This is a genomic window from Aurantimonas sp. C2-5-R2, from assembly GCF_036549495.1.
GTDB lineage: Bacteria > Pseudomonadota > Alphaproteobacteria > Rhizobiales > Rhizobiaceae > Aurantimonas > Aurantimonas coralicida_A.
On record NZ_JAZHLJ010000165.1, the window covers coordinates 1 to 3197 of the forward strand.

The following is a 3197-nucleotide window of genomic DNA, read 5'->3' on the forward strand; positions in this document are numbered from 1 at the left end:
CCACCGCCATTTCGCTCTCATCGCTAATTCCTGCCGGCCTTTCGGTCGAACGTTTCGAGGTCGTCGACAGCGTGCTTTTGGTCACCGCTTTGGCTCGGACGCGAGATTCCGCGTGCCCGTCATGCGGAAGCCCCTCGCGCCGGCTACATAGCCGCTATGTTCGCTGCGTTTCCGATCTCCCTTCGGCCGGGAGGCCCGTGCGGCTGTTGCTGGTCACACGCCGCTTTCGCTGCGATCTTACGGGTTGTCGCCGCAAGATCTTTGCCGAACGCTTTGGCGACGAGGTCGTCGCGGAACGGGCGCGCCGCACCGGCAGGATGGAATGCATCGTCCATCACCTCGGCCTGGCTCTCGGCGGGCGACCCGCGGCGTGCTTTGCCCAGCGGCTGATGATGCCGGTCAGCAACGACACACTGCTTCGCGTAGTCCGGCGACGAGCACGATCGCGCAGGGAGTCCTTGAATGTCGTCGGCATCGATGACTTCGCTTTTCGCCGGAATCACCACTACGGGTCGATCGTGTGCGATCTCGAGCGACGACGGATCGTGAAGCTTCTGCCGGATCGGGAAATCGCAACTGTCGCGGCCTGGATGTCGGATCATCCCGAAATCACTGTCGTCTCCCGCGACCGCGGAGGTGGCTATGGAGAGGCGACGGCACGGGCCCTGCCGAATGCCGTTCAGGTTGCTGATCGCTGGCATTTGATGGAGAACGCCAGCGCCGCTTTCCTCGATGCCGTGAAAAAATCGATGAAGCCGATCCGTAGCGCGATCGGCGCCACCGTCGTCGATCCGAAACTCCTGACGTCGGCCGAGCGCCTGCAATATGAAGGTTATCTGCGGCGCGAGGAGACGAACGCCATCGTCGCCAGCCTCGCGGCTGATGGGATCGCGGTCAAGGAGATCGTGCGGCGGACGGGGCGAAGCCGGGGGCTGGTTCGCCAGATCGTTCGCGGCGAACACACCGACGTCTTTCGCACCCGGCAGGGTTCGCTCGATCCGCATCTGCCCTTCCTAGACACGCAATGGGAGGCCGGCTGCCGCAACGGCGCCGAACTCTGGCGCCGTCTTCGTTGTCTTGGCTTTTGCGGCTCGACCCGCGTCGTCAGCGAATGGGCGACGCGGCGGCGGCGATCGGAGCGAATGACGACCGCCCAACTTCACAAGGTCCCATCGGCGCGATCGATCGCCCGCCTGATGACGCTGAAGCGCGATCATCTCACGAAGGCAGAAACGGTTATGGTCGCCGCGATCGAGGCCGGTGCTCCGGCTTTGGCGGATGCACGAGCCCTGATCGACCATTTCCAGGCGATGATCCGCAGCCGTGCCGTCGTCGATCTCGATCCCTGGATCGCCAACGCCAGCCACAGCCTACTGGCCTCGTTCGTCCGCGGCATCCAAAACGATCTGGCTGCCGTGCGGGCAGCGATAACCGAGCCGTGGTCGAACGGTCAGACCGAGGGCCAAGTCAACAAGCTCAAGCTCGTGAAGCGTCAGATGTACGGCCGCGCCAAAATCGACCTGCTCGAAGCCCGGCTGCTCGGCGCCGCGTGATCGTCATCGCGATTGCGTCAGATCCNGTGGTCGAACGGTCAGACCGAGGGCCAAGTCAACAAGGGAATGCTCGTGAAGCGTCAGATGTACGGCCGCGCCAAAATCGACCTGCTCGAAGCCCGGCTGCTCGGCGCCGCGTGATCGTCATCGGGATTGCGTCAGATCCACGGTTCGAAGCGATTTGACATCGACGAAAGCAAGGTGCGCGAGATCGCGACCGGCACGTTCCTGCAGAGCAAGCGCNTTATTGCAAGCGAATTCACAGATGTCTGTTCGGGCCGCGCCACCGAGCGGCCCGGCCTTGCCCAGGCGCTCGACAACGCCCGCGAGGGCGACGCGCTCGTCATCTGGAAGCTGGACCGGATCGGACGATCCCTGCCGCATGTCGTCGGGCTTGTCGGTGAGCTCCAGAAGCAGGGGATCGGGCTGAAAGTGCTGACCGGTGACGTCGACACGACCACGGCGACGGGTCGCTTGGTCTTCGGCATTTTCGCGACGCTTGCCGAGTTCGAGCGCGATCTCATCCACGAGCGTACGATGGCGGGTCTGGCGGCCGCGCGAGCGCGGGATCGCACCGGCGGACGGCCGCGGATGATGACCCGGCCGAAGCTCAAGACCGCGATGGCGATGATGGCGGACCGGGAAAACAGCGCCCGGGATGTCGCCGCCCAGCTCGGCGTCTCGCTGTCGACGCTCTATGCTTATGTCGACAGCAAGGGCCAACCGCGCCCGCGTGCCGCTGATCTTCTCAAGAAACGTGCGGTCGCTGCGAAATAGGAGAGCCTGTGCCGGTCAGCTTCCTCACCGGGGACCAGGTCCGGCGCTACGGGCGTTTCGCGGACGAGCCTTCATCCGACCAGCTTGGGGTCAGTTGAAGATACGTGTAAAAAGTGATCACGCGGCGCTTTTGAATGGCATGCGGTCTGGATTGAGGGGTTCGGGGATGTCGTCCATGTCGAGGACGTAGCGGCCGAAGCGTCGGATATGCTCGCGCGTGTAGGGGCTGATTGCGGCGACGAGTTCGGGTGTGACGGGATGATTGTCCCTGGCCATTGCGGTCAGCACCGTGGTGAGATCGGCGACGTTGGAGAGCATGATCGCGTTGGCGACGAGGCTGGCGTATTTGATCTGCTTTTCCTGCTCGACGGGATCGGCGCTTTTTACGACGGCGCCGCCGAAGGAGATCCAGTCGAGGAAATCGTTGTAGCTCTCGATCTTGGTGGTTTCGGCGCGGATGGTGCGCCGGGTCTGCGGGTCGGAAATATAGCGCAACAAAAACAGCGTGCGCTCGACGTGGCCCAATTCGCGGAACGCCTGATAGAGGCGGTTTTTGCGGCTGTTCGTGCCGAGCTTTCGCAAGAGCATCGATGGCGTGACCAGTCCGGCCTGGATAGAGAGCACGACCTGCATCATGTCCTGCCAGTGGGTCTCGATCAGCGTCCAGTCGATCTCGCGCGTGAAGAGCGGATCGATATGCCGGTACCGGGCCGATCCGGACGGCCGGTAGAAGGCGACGTCGGCCCAGGTGCGCATGCGCGGCATCAGGGTGATGCCGAGAAATCTGCTGAGTCCAAAAACCGGCTCGCTCTGGCCCTGGGTATCCGCGTGCAGGGTATCCGGCTGAAGCTGCGACCGGTTCTTGAG

3 protein-coding genes are annotated in these 3197 nt (G+C 63.5%); 2 read left to right on the forward strand and 1 reads right to left on the reverse strand.

All coding sequences use genetic code 11. The features are described from left to right. The first annotated feature begins 8 nt into the window (after nucleotides 1-8). Together VQ044_RS24345 and VQ044_RS24350 are read left to right on the forward strand one after the other, a co-directional pair. Entirely contained in the window at nucleotides 9-1553 is a 1545-nt protein-coding gene (locus tag VQ044_RS24345; RefSeq protein ID WP_331827841.1) for an ISL3 family transposase, read from the forward strand. A gap of 201 nt (nucleotides 1554-1754) precedes the next feature. Next, nucleotides 1755-2330 carry a recombinase family protein gene (locus tag VQ044_RS24350; protein ID WP_331827839.1) on the forward strand — a complete coding sequence of 192 codons (576 nt, stop codon included), beginning with the start codon at nucleotides 1755-1757 and terminating at the stop codon, nucleotides 2328-2330. A gap of 117 nt (nucleotides 2331-2447) precedes the next feature. Here the strand turns inward: VQ044_RS24350 and VQ044_RS24355 are convergent. Further along, a partial coding sequence (locus tag VQ044_RS24355) for a Tn3 family transposase (protein ID WP_331827840.1) occupies nucleotides 2448-3197 on the reverse strand: 750 nt, incomplete at its 5' end.